Origin of the sequence: Flavobacterium sp. SM15 (genome assembly GCF_022012335.1) — a bacterium.
In the GTDB taxonomy this organism is placed as follows: Bacteria; Bacteroidota; Bacteroidia; order Flavobacteriales; family Flavobacteriaceae; genus Flavobacterium.
This window is the reverse complement of the sequence record NZ_JAKLTO010000001.1, coordinates 472,554-486,178: the sequence shown is the minus strand read 5'-3', so window position 1 is coordinate 486,178 and position 13,625 is coordinate 472,554. Positions and strand designations below refer to the sequence as shown.

Genomic DNA, 13,625 nt, shown 5'->3' with positions numbered 1-13,625 from the left:
TACTTATGGGAACTATTCCAACTTTAGTAGGTGCAGGTTTAGTAGTAATCGGTGCTGGTTTAGGTTTAGGTAAAATCGGTGGTTCGGCTATGGACGCTATCGCTCGTCAGCCAGAAGCTGCTGGAAAAATCCAAACTGCGATGATCATCATCGCGGCTTTATTAGAAGGTTTAGCATTTGCTGCTTTAATCTTAGGAAAATAATAAAGAGAAATTTAACAATACCTGTAACGGTTGGTTACAGGTGTTGTTTTATCAGTTAGAAAAAAATTAAATCATTTTATAGTCATTATAATGGAGAAATTAATTAACGATTTTTCATTCGGATTGTTCTTTTGGCAGGCAATCATCTTGTTAGTACTTATTTTACTTTTGGTGAAATTTGCTTGGAAACCAATCATGGAATCGATCACAGCAAGAGAAGAAGGTATTCGCGATGCTATCGCTTCTGCTGAAACTGCTAAAAAAGAAATGATGAACCTTAAGGCTGATAATCAAAGATTATTGGACGAGGCTCGTGCCGAAAGAGATACGATGCTTAAAGAAGCGCGCGAAATCAAAGAAAAAATGATCGCCGATGCTAAATCTGAAGCGGAAGTACAAGGTGCAAAAATGATTGCACAGGCAAAAGCAACCATCGAAAGCGAGAAAAATGCTGCTATGGCAGAATTGAAAACTCAGGTTTCAGGACTTTCTTTGGAAATTGCTGAGAAATTATTGAAAGGTGAACTTTCTGACAAAGCTTCTCAAACGGTTTTGGTTGAGAAAATGTTAGACGAGGTAAAATTAAATTAATCGTATATGTCAAGAGCAGCGATTAGATATGCAAAAGCAATTTTAGATATTGCAAACTCAAACGGTAAGGCAACTAACGTGAACGACGATATGAAATCTATCGTTACATCGGTGGCTGAAAGCGCAGAGTTGAGAGAATTTTTGACCAACCCAACTGTAAAGGGCGAGGTAAAAAGTTCTGCTTTATCCGAAATATTTGCTTCGGCACAGCATGAAACAAAAGGCTTGTTCCAACTTTTATTGGAAAACAAACGATTCGAGATTTTACCTGCGGTAGCATCTCAGTACAATTTGTTGTTTGATGAAATGAGTGGTGTTGAAGTGGCGAAAGTAACCACAGCGTTTCCTATCACTCAGGAATTGGAAGCTAAAGTAATGGCTAAAATCAAAGAATTTTCAAATAAAACTATCACTATTGAGAACATCGTGGATGAATCAATCATTGGAGGATTTGTATTGAGAATCGGCGACAAACAGTACAACGCTTCAATTGCAAGTCAGTTACAGACATTAAGAAGAGAACTTTTAAATTAGTATTTACCACACTGAAAAGTGTTTAAATTATAAAACAGAATGGCAGAGATTAAAGCTGCTGAAATTTCAGCAATATTAAAGAAACAATTATCTGGTTTTGAATCAGGTGCTACCTTAGAGGAAGTGGGAACAGTTCTTCAGGTGGGTGACGGTATCGCTCGTGTTTACGGTTTGTCTAATGCTCAATACGGGGAGTTAGTACAATTCGAAAACGGGTTGGAAGCTATTGTATTGAACTTAGAAGAAGATAACGTAGGGGTTGTATTATTAGGACCTTCTACAGGAATCAAAGAAGGTTCAACTGTAAAGAGAACACAGCGTATCGCTTCTTTAAAAGTTGGTGAGCAAATGGTAGGTCGTGTAGTGGATACCTTAGGTTTCCCTATCGACGGTAAAGGACCAATCGGTGGTGATCTTTACGAAATGCCATTAGAGAGAAAAGCTCCGGGAGTTATCTTCCGTCAGCCGGTAACTGAACCGTTACAAACAGGTATCAAATCAGTAGATGCGATGATCCCTGTAGGTCGTGGACAGCGTGAGCTTGTAATTGGTGACCGTCAAACTGGTAAAACAACGGTTTGTATCGACACCATCCTAAACCAAAAAGAATTCTATGATGCTGGAAAACCAGTATTCTGTATCTATGTTGCTGTTGGACAAAAAGCGTCTACAGTAGCTGGAATCGCTAAAACATTAGAAGAAAAAGGAGCAATGGCTTATACGGTTATCGTTGCTGCTAATGCTTCAGACCCTGCTCCAATGCAGGTATATGCTCCATTCGCTGGTGCGGCTATCGGAGAGTACTTCCGTGATACAGGTCGTCCGGCACTTATCGTTTATGATGATTTATCTAAACAAGCGGTAGCTTACCGTGAGGTGTCTTTGTTGTTAAGAAGACCACCAGGTCGTGAGGCTTACCCAGGAGACGTATTCTACTTGCACTCAAGATTATTAGAGCGTGCTGCAAAAGTTATCGCGGATGACAGCATTGCTAAAAATATGAATGATTTACCGGAATCGTTAAAACCAATCGTTAGAGGTGGTGGTTCGTTAACAGCGTTGCCAATCATCGAAACACAAGCGGGTGACGTTTCTGCGTATATCCCAACCAACGTAATTTCGATTACCGACGGTCAGATCTTCTTAGAGTCCGACTTGTTCAACTCAGGGGTTCGTCCGGCGATCAACGTAGGTATCTCGGTATCTCGTGTTGGAGGTAACGCGCAAATCAAATCGATGAAAAAAGTATCGGGTACGTTAAAATTAGACCAGGCGCAGTTCCGTGAATTGGAAGCGTTCGCAAAATTCGGTTCGGATTTGGATGCGGCTACAATGAACGTAATCGAGAAAGGTAAACGTAACGTGGAAATTTTGAAACAGTCGGTAAATACTCCGTTTACTGTGGAAGATCAGGTTGCAATTATCTACGCTGGAACGAAGAACTTATTGAGAAACGTGCCGGTTGAGAAAGTGAAAGAATTCGAGAAAGACTTCTTGGATTTCTTAAAAGCGAAACACAGAGATACGTTGGATGCTTTAAAAGCAGGTAAATTCGATGACAACATCACTGATGTTTTAGAAAAAGTAGCAAAAGAAGTTTCTGCAAAATATTAATAAATGTGATTGGTAATCAGTGGTTAACGAAAACTAATCACTGGTTGCGGTCCGCTATTACTTAAAAGAACAATGGCAAACTTAAAGGAAATACGTAACAGGATTACCTCCGTATCATCGACGATGCAAATCACCTCGGCGATGAAAATGGTTTCTGCGGCCAAGCTGAAAAAAGCACAAGATGCAATTACAGCCATGCGCCCTTATGCCGAAAAACTTACGGAATTGATTCAAAACCTGAGCGCTTCATTAGAAGGAGATTTTGCAGGACAATACACGCAGCAAAGAGAAGTGAAGAAAGTATTAGTGGTTGCTATTACTTCCAACCGTGGGCTTTGTGGTGCCTTCAACTCCAATGTGCTTAAGCAGGTAAAAACGTTAACGGAAACCTATGGAAACGACAACGTTGGAATTTTTGCCTTAGGTAAAAAAGCAAACGATGCGTTGCACAAATCAAATTTTGTGGTGGCAAACCGCAGTGATATTTTTGATGATTTAACTTTCGAGAACGTTGCACACATCGCAGAATCTTTAACAAATTTATTTGTAGAAGGACAATACGATAAAATTGAATTGGTTTACAATCAGTTTAAAAATGCGGCTACACAAAATGTAGTTACAGAGCAGTTTTTACCGTTAGCTCCTATACAAAGCAAAGAAGCAGCTTCATCGGATTATATTTTTGAACCTTCAAAAGAGGAAATTGTGTTGACGTTGATTCCAAAATCGTTAAAAACACAGTTGTATAAAGCAATCCGTGATTCGTTTGCAGCAGAGCATGGTGCCCGTATGACGGCAATGCACAAAGCAACCGACAACGCAACCGAAATGAGAAATCAATTGAAGTTAACGTACAACAAAGCGCGTCAGGCGGCAATTACCGGAGAAATTTTGGAAATTGTAGGTGGAGCAGAGGCGTTGAACAACTAAGAAATAAAATAGTTAAAATAAAAAAAGCGGAACATTGGTTCCGCTTTTTTTATTGGCTTAAATGGTACATTAAAAAATCATAGAAAAGCGCTTCACTCGAAATCTGATCTTTATAAGAAGCTACTTTTCCGTAATGTCCGGCATCTTCATTTGTTTTTAAATAGATGGGATTTTTTTGCGCTGTACGGTTTTGCAATGCAGCCGCAAATTTATAGGATTGAAAAGGAGTGACACGGTTATCATTTTCCGAAGCAATGATCAAGGTTATGGGGTAATTAACCGTTTCCTTAATATTATGATAAGGAGAATAACTAAGCAACTCTTTGAAATCTTCTTTTTTCTGTGGATCGCCAAATTCATCCAAATGATAATTCCCAACCGTGAATAAATTAAATTTTGCCATGTCATAAACTCCAACCTTTGGAATGGCTACCCTGAATAATTCCGGTCGTTGAGTCATGGCCACACCAACAACCAACCCACCGTGGGAAGCGCCTGTAATTCCTAATTTATTCGGAGAAGTATATTTTTCGCGGATCAGGAACTCGGCTGCATCGATGAAATCATTAAAGGTGTTCTTTTTCTTTTTTCCCCGGCCTTCGATGTGCCATTTTTTTCCGCGTTCTCCTCCTCCACGAATTTCAGCAAAAGCGTACACACCACCTTTTTCAAGGAAATACAGTAAACCGGTATCGTATTGTGGCCCACTAACCACTCCAAAACCACCATAAGCTTCCAAAAGGGTTGGGTTATTGCCGTCCATAGTGATTCCTTTTTTATGAATAATAGTTATTGGCACCTCTTTGTTGTCACGATTTTTATAGGTAATGCTTTTGGTTTCAAAATAATTAAGTGGAAATACGGTAGGTTTGGGTTTGATGTAATCATTAAAAAAGTGTTTCGCTTCTCCGGTTTGCAGGTTTAATTGATAGTTTTGATACGCAATGGTGCGTGAATAGAACATCACAAATAAATCTTGGGTTTCCGGATTGTAGAAACGAACCTTGAAATCCATATTGAAAGGAATGTCAAATTTCCGAATGAATTTTCCGGTATAATCGTAAACAATCATGTAGCTTTTTGCGATTGTTTTGTATTTGCAGACAATGTACTCGTCCAGAAAATAAGAATTGACCAGCAAATGAGTATAAATTTGTGGAATAAGCGAACGCTCAGAAGTTCTGTTTTCCAGATCAAAAACCCGAATATTTCCCCAGTCATACTGATCCGTTGTAAAATACACTTTACCGTTACGAATTTTTAACAATTGAAAATCGGGGGCTTCATCCTCCAAAAAACGATTGATTTTGAACTCAGGGTCGTTTAGGTTTGTAAAATAGTATGCGTTTTTGTCTTTATTTTTTGTGGATTCCGTGATGTAGAGTTTGTTGTCTTGGGTATAGTAGGAGAAATAATTTCCGGAAACCGTGGTGTCAAAAATTAACCGGTCCTTAATTTGTGAGGTTCCAATTTGATGGTAAAACAATTGATAGGTTGAATCTACATCGAAAACACGCTCATTGCTGGTTTTGGTATAAAAAACACCCTTGTCCTCGTTCCAGGCTATATCGGAATATTTGACCTCAGAAAGAGTTTCTTCTAAAATCTTATTGTTGGTAATGTCTACGAATTTTACTTCATGCACATCGCTTCCGTTGGTGTTGATTTTGCAGGCAACGTATTTTGAATGTTTCGATGGATGGTAATTTGCTACAAAAGCAGTATTGTTTTTATAAACTTTTGAGGGATTAAAAAGCATAACGGCATCATCATTTAAACTTTTTCGGTAAAAGAGCGATGCGGGTTTGCTTCGGTCTTCAATATACAAAGAATAGAAGTAACGTCCTTTTTTTGAAGGCATGGGGTTTGATGAATAGTAATTGTACTCTTTTATTTTAAAAGCACTGGAATTGTCTTTTTTAACCATTTCATAATGGTTTTGAAAGCTTTCATTTTCAGAGCGTACCCAATTTTTTACTTCCGAAGCTTCGTAATTTTCCAACCAGGCGTATTTATCGGAAATCAAGGTGTCGTGTTTGCGATAAGTATCAGTATTTTTTTGGACAGAAACCGAGTTTTGTGAGAGCATTACTGTACAAACTAAAAAAGACAGTAAATTTAAGATGTGCTTGATCATAAAAAGTGAAAGAAAATTTATGCAAATATAAACCAATCCCTTTGCAGAGCTGTTGTTTTTTTGGTTACATTTATGCTAACCAACAACAGCAACATGGAAATTCGTGAACTGACTACACTCGAGCAGATGCTGGAGCAATTGGAGCTGATGCAGCAATTGTATCCGAAGATGACTCAGGAAAAATACCGTTGTTTTCTAAAGGAAATGATTCCCAAGGATTACACTCAGATAGCAGTTTTCAAACAAGGCCGATGTTTAGGGCTTACCGGATGCTGGTCTTCCACCAAACTCTGGAGCGGAAAGTACCTGGAAATTGATAATTTTATTGTAGACCGGGAATACCGTTCCAACGGAATTGGAAAATTGCTCACGGATTTCATCGAAGAAAAGGCAAAAAAGCTGAATTGCACTAATATAGTATTGGATGCTTTCACAACAAATTTCGATGCGCATCGTTTTTACTACAATCAGGGGTATGGTCCGAAGGGCTTCCACTTTGTAAAAATTCTCGATCCCGAAGGTTTAACCTGAGATTCGTTGCCAAAAAACCATCAGAATCCTTATTTTTGCTTAGCACAAGTCAAAACAAAACACTTTGAGTTTATATAAAAATCTTTTCAAACAAACTTTTATTTATGGAATCGCCACGGTGCTTCCGCGTATGATCAGTTTTTTGCTCAACCCGCTTTACGTAAAATATTTGCCCAATAAAAGCGAATTTGGTGAAGTAACGGTGGTTTTTTCGTATATGGTCTTTTTCAATGTACTGCTTTCGTATGGAATGGAAACGGCGTTTTTCCGTTTTTACAATAAAGAGGAAAACAAGCAGAACGTTATCCAAACCACGACTCTTTCGGTTTTCTGGACTTCTTTGTCATTTTTAGGATTGGCCTTACTTTTCAAAAACAGTCTTGCCGCTTTTTTGAATATTGATTCCCAATACATCACTTACACGATTTGGATTTTGGTCTTAGATGCCCTGGTTGCCATTCCGTTTTGTAAACTACGAGCCTTCCAGCGACCGATGAAATACGCGGCGATCAAAATTGGAAATGTCTTGATTAATTTAGGCTTGAACATTTTCTTTTTAATCTTTCTGCCCAAACTGGCCCATGCCGATCCGGAAGGTTTTTTCGAAAGCCTTTACATTCCCGATTTTCAAGTAGGCTATGTTTTTGTGGCGAATTTGCTGGCGAGTTTGGCTACGCTCCTGGTGTTTGTTCCGGAGTATTTCACCTTGAAATGGAAGTTTGATTTTTCACTTTGGAAGCAAATGCTCGTATATGGGCTTCCGGTTCTTTTTGCCGGATTGGCTTTCGGGGTGAATGAACATTTTGACAAAATTCTGCTGGACAATTTATTACCGGAAAACATTGCCAAAGCAGAGGTTGGGGCTTATGCTGCCTGTTATAAAATCGGTTTGTTTATGGTGTTGTTCCGAACGGCGTACACGTTAGGGATTGAACCTTTCTTTTTCAGTCATGCCGGCAATGACAACGCACCGCAAACCTACGCCACGGTTACCAAGTATTTTGTGATTTTCGGTTCGCTCATTTTTCTTGGGGTGGTAGTCTTTGCAGATTTGATTAAACAGGTATTGGTACCTAACGATGATTATTGGGACGCGATGAAAGTAGTTCCACTAATTATTTTGGCGAATTTCTTTTTAGGAATTTACACGAATTTATCCGTATGGTACAAACTCATTGACAAGACCAAAATTGGCGCTTATATTTCTGTTTTTGGAGCAGTGGTTACTTTAGTGTTAAACTTTTTACTGATACCGAAATTCAGTTATATGGGGTCCGCAGTTGCAACTCTGGCGGCATATGGCTCCATGATGGCAATTTCTTATTTTTTAGGAAACAAATACTATCCGATTCCTTACGATAAAAAACGAATTTTTGGGTATTTGCTGCTTTCCACGATCTTGGCAGGGCTTTCGTTTTATGTTGAATTATTCCGCGAAAGCTATATTTTCGGAATTGCTGCTCTGCTGCTTTTCAGTTATTTCATTTATTACAATGAAAAAGAAACTTTACTGCGCATTCTACGAAGAAAAGTGGCTTAATTTTTTTACTTTTAGACTTTATAAATTTTACCGACAATGACAATCAAAATCATCAATAAATCTGAGCATCCGCTGCCTAGTTATGAAACGAACGCTTCAGCCGGTATGGATTTGCGCGCCAATATTTCCGAACCCATTACCTTAAAACCTTTAGAAAGAGCATTAGTAAAAACAGGTCTTTTTATCGAGTTACCTATTGGTTATGAAGCGCAAGTACGCCCGAGAAGCGGTTTGGCTTTCAAAAAAGGAATTACCGTTTTAAATTCTCCGGGAACAGTCGATGCAGATTATCGAGGGGAAATCGGGGTAATTTTAGTAAATTTATCTAACGAGCCTTTTGTGGTGGAAAACGGAGAGCGCATTGCTCAATTGGTGATTGCCAAACACGAAAGAGCCCAATGGCAAGAAACTTTTGAACTTTCCGAAACTTCCCGAGGTGAGGGTGGCTTCGGAAGTACCGGAGTGAAATAATTTAATAATTTAAAGATTGAATGATTTAAAGATTTATGTGAATTTTTTAATTATTTAATCTTTCAATCTTTTAATAAAACAATATGAAGATTATAGTACCTATGGCCGGACGTGGTTCGCGCCTTCGTCCACATACGTTAACGGTTCCAAAACCATTAATTCCGATTGCCGGAAAACCGATCGTACACCGTTTGGTGGAAGATATCGCAGGAGTAATCAATCAGGACATTGAAGAAATTGCTTTCATCATACACGAAAGTTTTGGGAAGGCGGTTGAAAATGACCTTATTGCTATTGCAGAAAAGTTAGGTTCAAAAGGAACGATTTATTATCAAAATGAAGCCTTGGGAACGGCGCACGCTATTATGTGTGCCAAGGAAAGTATGAGTGGTCCGATTGTGGTGGCTTATGCCGATACGCTTTTCCGTGCCGATTTCACTTTGGATATTACTGCCGACAGTGTGATCTGGGTGAAACAGGTGGAAGACCCAAGCGCCTTTGGAGTGGTCCAGCTTAATGAGAACAACCAGATTGTAGATTTCGTGGAAAAACCAAAAGATTTTGTGTCGGATTTGGCTATCATCGGAATTTACTATTTCAAAAGCGGGGAAACTCTACGTGCCGAATTGCAATACTTGTTAGACAACAATGTGGTGAAAGGTGGCGAATACCAACTAACGGACGGTTTGGAAAACATGAAACAAAAAGGACTGAAATTCGTTCCGGGTAAAGTAGACGAGTGGATGGACTGCGGAAATAAAAACGTTACAGTGGAAACCAATTCCCGAATGCTGAATTTCCTTCACAAGGACGGAGAAAATTTGGTTTCCGATTCGGTACGCATTGAAAATTCAACCATCATTCCACCTTGTTTTATTGGGGAGGACGTAGTGTTGATTAACTCAATAGTTGGGCCTAATGTATCTTTAGGAAAAGCTACACATTTGACTAACACCAAGATTGAAAACAGTTTGGTGCAAACCCACGCCCATATCAAAAATGCAAAATTGGACAATTCAATGATTGGAAACCACGCGTCGTTTGATGGGGAATTCCAGAGTATCAGTATTGGGGATTATTCCGTTTTAGAATAGATTTATGAAAGGCAACAAGTATATCATCCGTTTTCTTTTGTTGGGATTGTGCTGTTTTCCGATGCAGATCGGCGCGCAGGTCAATCCGGATGATATTGCTTTGAAAAACGATGCCTTTGAGAACCATTTTTATGAATCGTTGAAGCAACGCGCCATCGAAAACTACGACAAAGCGATCGACGAAATTCAGCAATGCATCCAAACGCAACCTGCTAATCCTGCGCTTTACAACGAATTGGGAAAAAATCACCTCTCGCTGCGCAATTATTCTGAAGCTGAAAAAGCCTTCAAAAAAGCGGTGGAACTTAACCCGAAAGAGCGTTGGTACTGGAGCGGTCTTTACGATGTCTTTTACGACACCAAAGACTTCAACCGCGCTATAGAAGTGGTGCAGAAACTCATCGAATTCGACAAAAAATACCAGGAAGATTTGGTGTCGCTCTATATGTATACCCAACAGTACGACAAAGCGTTAGCGCTGATTGAAGAGATGGAACAAACCATTGGGATTAGCAGTACTTTGGAATTGTACAAAATGCAGATTACCAGTGAAACGCGTTATAAAAAACCGCAAAAAGACCAGTTGGAAGAAGCCATCCGTAAAAATCCGAAAGACGAGCAAAATTACATCCAGCTTATTTATCTGTATTCGGAAAGCAATCAGGAGGAAAAAGCACTGGAAGTGGCCAAACGCCTTGAGAAAGAAATTCCAAATTCGGATTGGGCACAAGTGAGTCTGTTCAAATTTCACCTGAACAACCGCAATGGGGAAAAAGCTTCCGAGACGATGTTCCAAGTGTTGAAAAGCAGAAAAATTGATGCGAAGATCAAACATCGTATTTTAAACGAATTCCTGATTTTTGTGAACAATACCAATACGTTTCAAAAAGAATTAAGCCAGGCGGTGGAATTTTTAGGAGACGATGGAACCATCAATGTGGCCAAAGAAGTTGGTGTGTTTTTCCTGAACAAGAAGAAAGTGGATTTGGCGATTGTCTATTTTGAAAAAAGCGTTGCTACACATAAAGACGACATTAGCGCCATAGAACTTTTGCTTCAGGCATATACGGAAAAAGGGCAGTTTGACGTTGTAGGTAAAAAAGCGGAAAATTATTTGGAGTTGTTTCCTACGCACGCAAGATTGTATTACTTTGCAGGTTTGGCACAAAATCAGCTAAAAAACTTCAAAAAAGCACTTGTCTTTTTAAATTCGGGAATGGATTTTGTGGTAGATGATTTTGAATTGGAAGTTAATTTTGCCATTCAGATGGGAGAAGCCTACCACGGATTGGGCGACACCAAAAACAAAGAAAAATATTTTTTAAAAGCAGAACAGCTGCTCAAACAAAAAAAACAATAATGCGAAAATTTCTTGTCGTCTTTAGCGTACTTTTTTTAGTGTCGTGTAAATCAAAACAAGCAATAGTATCGGAACAAACGGCTTCCGAAACCGTGGCGGTGTCCAAAATCATTAGTGGACATTATGCAAACAAAAAAAACTTTGAAACCATAAACTTCAAGGCAAGTGCCCGTTATCAAGACGATAAACAAACGCAGAACGTTACGGCTGAAATACGGATCAAGAAAGACGAAAAGATTTTGGTAATCGTTCGTTTCTTCGGGATTACCATGGCCAAAGCCTTGATTACACCGGATAAGGTAAGCTATTACGAAAAAATCAACGGAAAGTATTTTGAAGGAAATTATAAGGTGCTAAGCAATTGGCTGGGAACCGATTTGGATTACCAGAAAGTTCAGAATCTGTTTTTGGGTCAGGCTATTGATGATTTAACTCAAGGTCAATTTATTGAGAGCATTGAAAACAACCTGCACAAGTTGTCTACTAAAAAAACCGAGGCCATTCAAAAAGAGTTTTTGTTTGAGGAAGGTAATTTCCTGCTGAAAAAAGAAACCCTGTCTCAAAAAGAAGACAGCCAAACCCGCTCCATCGAAATTGCTTACCCGGCTCATAAAGATTCCGGAAAAGGGATTCTTCCGATGGAAATTTTAATTGAGGCGTTTCAGGAGCACAAAACCACAATTCAGATTGTGTACAATTCGTTTGCAATAAATGAAGACCTGTCTTTTTCGTATAATGTGCCGGAAGGGTTCGAACAAATTTTTATTGATTAAATTCGCCAAAAAAATAAAACATGCATAAAATACTTCTCACGATACTTTTCTTTTGTACCGCTACCGTTGCCTTAGCGCAAAATGGAGACGATAAGCAGCGCCAGTTGGAAGAACGCAAAGCTCAGATTCAGAAAGAAATCCGCGAGATGCAGCAGTTGTTGCAGGCAGAAAAAAAGAAAGAAAAAAATATTTTGGGTCAGATTTCCCAACAAAACGCAAAAATTCGATTGAGTGAACGTTTGATCAATACTACTTCAAAACAAAAACGTTTGCTATCCGATGATATTTATCTGAAGCAGTTGGAAATCAACAAGCTCAAACGAGAGCTTGACGAACTTAAAAAAGATTATTCCAACATGATTGTGAAGTCGTACAAAAGCCGCTCCGAACAGAGCCGCATTATGTTTGTGCTGTCTTCTCAAAATTTTCTTCAGGCGTATAAGCGTATGCAGTATATGAAGCAATATGCCAGTTTTAGAAAAATGCAAGGTGATGAGATCAAAATAAAATCAGGGCAATTGGTTACAGCAACCGGAAAACTGGAAGTCAAGAAAAAAGAAAAGGAAAAGGTAATTGCCGAAAGCGAAAAAGAGAAAAAGGAATACGAAAAAGATAAGGCCGAACAGCAACGTTTGGCAAAAGTGGTTCAGAAGGACAAGAAAAAATATGCCGGTGAAATCAAGAAAATGCAGGCCGAGTCCCGAAGAATTGATGCGCAAATCCAACGCATGATTCGTGAGGCGATTGCTGCGGCCAACCGTCAAACCAAAGCTTCAGGGAAAACCATTGCTAAAACTTCTTCAGATGAATCCGCTCGTTTTGTCTTAACAACCGAAGGAAAAGAATTGGCTGACAATTTCAAAGCAAGCCGCGGTCGTTTGCCTTGGCCGGTAGAAAAAGGATTCGTTTCTTTAGGTTATGGAGACCAGCCTCACCCGGCTTATCCAGATTTAACCGTGCATAACAGTGGGGTAGAGATTACTACCGAACCAGGATCCAATGCCAGAGCGGTATTTAACGGAACGGTGCTTCAGGTTCAGGTGATTTCTGCCAACAATAAAGCAGTATATGTTCAGCATGGGGATTATATTACAGTATATCTGAACTTATCGAGCGTAAATGTTGGGAAAGGCGATAAGGTTTCTGCCAAGCAAAACTTAGGGAGGATTCATACCAATTCTTCCGGTAAAGCGGTTATGAAATTTTTAGTACTGCAAAACACAACTACACTTAATCCACAGAGTTGGATCAACAATATGTAATAAAAAAGCGTTCAGAAAATGAACGCTTTTTTTATGTGATAACTTTATTTATTCTCCCGCAAAGAGTGCTTTAAGTTCTGTAGCCTCAGAAGGTTTCATTTTTCCCGCCAAGATTAAGCTTAATTGTTTTCTGCGCAAAGCCGCTTCAAAACGTTTTTGTTCTTCTTCGGTTTGCGGAACCACTGCAGGAACAGGAACAGGGTTTCCGGTATCGTCTACTGCTACAAAAGTATAGATGGCGGTTCCGGCGCTGTTTTTAATTCCGGATTCGCGGTCTTCGGTCCATACATCAATCACGATTTCCATCGAACTGGTAAAGGTTCGGGATACTTTCGCCTCAATGGTAACTACCGCTCCCAAAGGAATGGCGCGGTTAAATGCCACATGGTTCACCGAGGCCGTAACACAAATTCTTCTCGAATGCCTTCTGGCTGTAATACTGGCGGCACGGTCAATACGCGCTAACAATTCACCTCCAAAAAGATTGTTTAAAGGATTGGTTTCTCCCGGCAGGACCAAATCGGTTAAGGTGGTAAGGGAATCAGATGGGAATTTCTCTTGCATTGTGTTTGTTTTTTGCAAAGT

At 39.4% G+C, this 13,625-nt stretch carries 14 protein-coding genes; 12 read left to right on the top strand and 2 right to left on the bottom strand.

Annotated elements, in window-relative coordinates; all coding sequences use genetic code 11:
* The first annotated feature begins 5 nt into the window (after window positions 1-5).
* From atpE to atpG, 5 genes are all read left to right on the top strand, one after another.
* Window positions 6-203, top strand: a complete 198-nt coding sequence (gene atpE, locus LZZ90_RS02310; RefSeq protein ID WP_008465835.1) for an ATP synthase F0 subunit C — start codon at window positions 6-8, stop codon at window positions 201-203.
* 90 nt (window positions 204-293) lie between these two features.
* Window positions 294-794 carry a F0F1 ATP synthase subunit B gene (locus tag LZZ90_RS02305; RefSeq protein WP_237789063.1) on the top strand — a complete coding sequence of 167 codons (501 nt, stop codon included), beginning with the start codon at window positions 294-296 and terminating at the stop codon, window positions 792-794.
* 6 nt (window positions 795-800) lie between these two features.
* Window positions 801-1,328, top strand: a complete 528-nt coding sequence (atpH, locus tag LZZ90_RS02300; RefSeq protein ID WP_237789062.1) for an ATP synthase F1 subunit delta — start codon at window positions 801-803, stop codon at window positions 1,326-1,328.
* 39 nt (window positions 1,329-1,367) lie between these two features.
* Window positions 1,368-2,942 carry a F0F1 ATP synthase subunit alpha gene (atpA, locus tag LZZ90_RS02295; RefSeq protein ID WP_237789061.1) on the top strand — a complete coding sequence of 525 codons (1,575 nt, stop codon included), beginning with the start codon at window positions 1,368-1,370 and terminating at the stop codon, window positions 2,940-2,942.
* 72 nt (window positions 2,943-3,014) lie between these two features.
* Window positions 3,015-3,872, top strand: coding sequence for an ATP synthase F1 subunit gamma (atpG, locus tag LZZ90_RS02290; RefSeq protein WP_237789060.1), 858 nt, complete (start codon window positions 3,015-3,017; stop codon window positions 3,870-3,872).
* A gap of 49 nt (window positions 3,873-3,921) precedes the next feature.
* Here atpG and LZZ90_RS02285 read toward each other — a convergent pair whose 3' ends face one another.
* Window positions 3,922-6,009 (bottom strand): prolyl oligopeptidase family serine peptidase, encoded by a 2,088-nt coding sequence (locus LZZ90_RS02285; RefSeq protein WP_237789059.1) that lies wholly within the window; start codon window positions 6,007-6,009, stop codon window positions 3,922-3,924.
* A 72-nt stretch (window positions 6,010-6,081) separates the two neighbouring features.
* Between LZZ90_RS02285 and LZZ90_RS02280 the strand changes: the two genes are divergently transcribed.
* The 7 genes from LZZ90_RS02280 to LZZ90_RS02250 all read left to right on the top strand — a co-directional run bounded on the left by LZZ90_RS02280 (window position 6,082) and on the right by LZZ90_RS02250 (window position 13,040).
* The gene (locus LZZ90_RS02280; RefSeq protein ID WP_237789058.1) at window positions 6,082-6,540 is read left to right on the top strand and encodes a GNAT family N-acetyltransferase; all 459 of its coding nucleotides are present in this window, start codon (window positions 6,082-6,084) and stop codon (window positions 6,538-6,540) included.
* 64 nt (window positions 6,541-6,604) lie between these two features.
* Entirely contained in the window at window positions 6,605-8,080 is a 1,476-nt protein-coding gene (locus LZZ90_RS02275) for a lipopolysaccharide biosynthesis protein (RefSeq protein ID WP_237789057.1), read from the top strand.
* 36 nt (window positions 8,081-8,116) lie between these two features.
* Complete coding sequence (dut, locus tag LZZ90_RS02270) at window positions 8,117-8,551, top strand: dUTP diphosphatase (RefSeq protein WP_237789056.1); 435 nt, start codon at window positions 8,117-8,119, stop codon at window positions 8,549-8,551.
* 83 nt (window positions 8,552-8,634) lie between these two features.
* Window positions 8,635-9,645 (top strand): sugar phosphate nucleotidyltransferase, encoded by a 1,011-nt coding sequence (locus LZZ90_RS02265; RefSeq protein WP_237789055.1) that lies wholly within the window; start codon window positions 8,635-8,637, stop codon window positions 9,643-9,645.
* A gap of 4 nt (window positions 9,646-9,649) precedes the next feature.
* Window positions 9,650-11,005 (top strand): lipopolysaccharide assembly protein LapB, encoded by a 1,356-nt coding sequence (locus tag LZZ90_RS02260; RefSeq protein WP_237789054.1) that lies wholly within the window; start codon window positions 9,650-9,652, stop codon window positions 11,003-11,005.
* The gene (locus LZZ90_RS02255; protein ID WP_237789053.1) at window positions 11,005-11,778 is read left to right on the top strand and encodes a DUF4292 domain-containing protein; all 774 of its coding nucleotides are present in this window, start codon (window positions 11,005-11,007) and stop codon (window positions 11,776-11,778) included. Before LZZ90_RS02260 ends, LZZ90_RS02255 begins: the two co-directional genes overlap by 1 nt.
* Before the next feature lie 20 nt (window positions 11,779-11,798).
* Window positions 11,799-13,040, top strand: a complete 1,242-nt coding sequence (locus LZZ90_RS02250; protein WP_237789052.1) for a murein hydrolase activator EnvC — start codon at window positions 11,799-11,801, stop codon at window positions 13,038-13,040.
* A gap of 48 nt (window positions 13,041-13,088) precedes the next feature.
* Here the strand turns inward: LZZ90_RS02250 and LZZ90_RS02245 are convergent, their stop codons facing one another.
* Window positions 13,089-13,604 (bottom strand): acyl-CoA thioesterase, encoded by a 516-nt coding sequence (locus LZZ90_RS02245; protein ID WP_237789051.1) that lies wholly within the window; start codon window positions 13,602-13,604, stop codon window positions 13,089-13,091.
* Window positions 13,605-13,625 lie beyond the last annotated feature (21 nt).

Bases quoted from the DNA above. Each gene is read 5' to 3' on its own strand.
- atpE (WP_008465835.1), top strand. From the start codon at position 6: ATGGGAACTATTCCAACTTTAGTAGGTGCAGGTTTAGTAGTAATCGGT.
- LZZ90_RS02305 (WP_237789063.1), top strand. From the start codon at position 294: ATGGAGAAATTAATTAACGATTTTTCATTCGGATTGTTCTTTTGGCAG.
- atpH (WP_237789062.1), top strand. From the start codon at position 801: ATGTCAAGAGCAGCGATTAGATATGCAAAAGCAATTTTAGATATTGCA.
- atpA (WP_237789061.1), top strand. From the start codon at position 1,368: ATGGCAGAGATTAAAGCTGCTGAAATTTCAGCAATATTAAAGAAACAA.
- atpG (WP_237789060.1), top strand. From the start codon at position 3,015: ATGGCAAACTTAAAGGAAATACGTAACAGGATTACCTCCGTATCATCG.
- LZZ90_RS02285 (WP_237789059.1), bottom strand. From the start codon at position 6,009: ATGATCAAGCACATCTTAAATTTACTGTCTTTTTTAGTTTGTACAGTA.
- LZZ90_RS02280 (WP_237789058.1), top strand. From the start codon at position 6,082: ATGCTAACCAACAACAGCAACATGGAAATTCGTGAACTGACTACACTC.
- dut (WP_237789056.1), top strand. From the start codon at position 8,117: ATGACAATCAAAATCATCAATAAATCTGAGCATCCGCTGCCTAGTTAT.
- LZZ90_RS02265 (WP_237789055.1), top strand. From the start codon at position 8,635: ATGAAGATTATAGTACCTATGGCCGGACGTGGTTCGCGCCTTCGTCCA.
- LZZ90_RS02260 (WP_237789054.1), top strand. From the start codon at position 9,650: ATGAAAGGCAACAAGTATATCATCCGTTTTCTTTTGTTGGGATTGTGC.
- LZZ90_RS02255 (WP_237789053.1), top strand. From the start codon at position 11,005: ATGCGAAAATTTCTTGTCGTCTTTAGCGTACTTTTTTTAGTGTCGTGT.
- LZZ90_RS02250 (WP_237789052.1), top strand. From the start codon at position 11,799: ATGCATAAAATACTTCTCACGATACTTTTCTTTTGTACCGCTACCGTT.
- LZZ90_RS02245 (WP_237789051.1), bottom strand. From the start codon at position 13,604: ATGCAAGAGAAATTCCCATCTGATTCCCTTACCACCTTAACCGATTTG.